The 1,432-nt window shown below is 69.8% G+C and carries 1 protein-coding gene; it reads right to left on the bottom strand.

Annotation, left to right across the window (positions count from 1 at the left end; genetic code table 11):
* Window positions 1-43: 43 nt before the first annotated feature.
* Entirely contained in the window at window positions 44-1,411 is a 1,368-nt protein-coding gene (gene purB / locus CEK66_RS18225) for an adenylosuccinate lyase (protein ID WP_152237848.1), read from the bottom strand.
* Between the last annotated feature and the right edge of the window lie 21 nt (window positions 1,412-1,432).

The raw sequence follows: 1,432 nt of genomic DNA, 5'->3' as shown, positions 1-1,432 counted from the left end.
CTGCCAGACCCAACGCGGCATCCTCGGGAATGGGTGACGCGCCCTAGACGCCGCGCGCCAGCCGCTCGGCCAGGCCGACGTAGCCGCCCGGGGTCAGGTCGCGCAGGCGCTGCTTGGCGTCCTCGGGCAGGTCCAGGGTCTCGACGAAGGCGCGCATCGAGTCGGCGGTGATGCCCTGGCCGCGGGTCAGCGCCTTGAGCTGCTCGTAGGGGTTGGGCAGGCCGTGGCGGCGCATCACCGTCTGCACGGCTTCGGCCAGCACTTCCCAGGCCGCGTCCAGGTCGGCGTCCAGGCGCTCGGGGTTCACGGTCAGCTTGCCCAGGCCCTTGGCCAGCGAGTCCAGCGCCACCTGGGTGTGGCCGAAGGCGGTGCCGAGCGCGCGCAGCACGGTGGAGTCGGTGAGGTCGCGCTGCCAGCGGCTGATCGGCAGCTTGGCCGAGAAGTGCTCGAACAGGGCGTTGGCGATGCCGAAGTTGCCTTCGGCGTTCTCGAAGTCGATCGGGTTGACCTTGTGCGGCATGGTCGAGGAGCCGACTTCGCCTTCCTTGAGCTTCTGCTTGAAGTAGCCCAGCGAGATGTAGCCCCAGATGTCGCGCGCCAGGTCGATCAGCACGGTGTTGGCGCGGCGGGTGGCGTCGCCCAGTTCGGCGACGTTGTCGTGCGGCTCGATCTGGGTGGTGTAGGGGTTGAACACCAGGCCCAGGCTTTCCACGAAACGCTGCGCGAAGCCCGGCCAGTCGACGTCGGGGTAGCTGGCGACGTGGGCGTTGTAGTTGCCGACCGCGCCGTTGATCTTGCCGGTCAGCTCGACCGCGGCGATCTGCCGGCGCTGGCGCTCGAGGCGGGCGACCACGTTGGCGATCTCCTTGCCCAGGGTGGTCGGCGAGGCGGTCTGGCCGTGGGTGCGCGAGAGCATCGGCTGTGCGGCCTGCGCATGGGCCAGGGCGCGCAGCGTCGCGATCACCGCGTCCAGGGTCGGCAGCAGCACCTCGCGCCGGGCCTGCTCCAGCATCAGCCCGTAGCTGAGGTTGTTGATGTCCTCGCTGGTGCAGGCGAAATGCACGAACTCCAGGGCCGGGCCGAGTTCGGCGTCGTCCTTGAGCTGCTCCTTGATGAAGTACTCCACCGCCTTGACGTCGTGGTTGGTGGTGCGCTCGATCTGCTTGACCCGCGCCGCGTGCTCCACGCCGAAGCCCTCGGCCAGCGCGCGCAGGCGTTGCGCCGCCGCCGGCGAGAACGCGGCCAGCTCGCCGATGCCCGGCTCGGCGCCCAGCGCCAGCAGCCATTCGATCTCCACCTTCACCCGCGCCTTGATCAGGCCGTATTCGGAGAAGATCGGCCGCAGGGCGTCGACCTTGCCGGCATAGCGGCCATCGAGCGGGGACAGGGCGAGCAGGGCGGAATCGGACATGGCGGGGGCGTGGGGTGGTGT

Origin of the sequence: Xanthomonas sp. LMG 12460 (genome assembly GCF_009192895.1) — a bacterium.
GTDB classification, from domain to species: domain Bacteria; phylum Pseudomonadota; class Gammaproteobacteria; order Xanthomonadales; family Xanthomonadaceae; genus Xanthomonas_A; species Xanthomonas_A sontii.
Note: the sequence above shows the minus strand (reverse complement) of the source record. Positions and strands in the feature narration are given on the sequence as shown.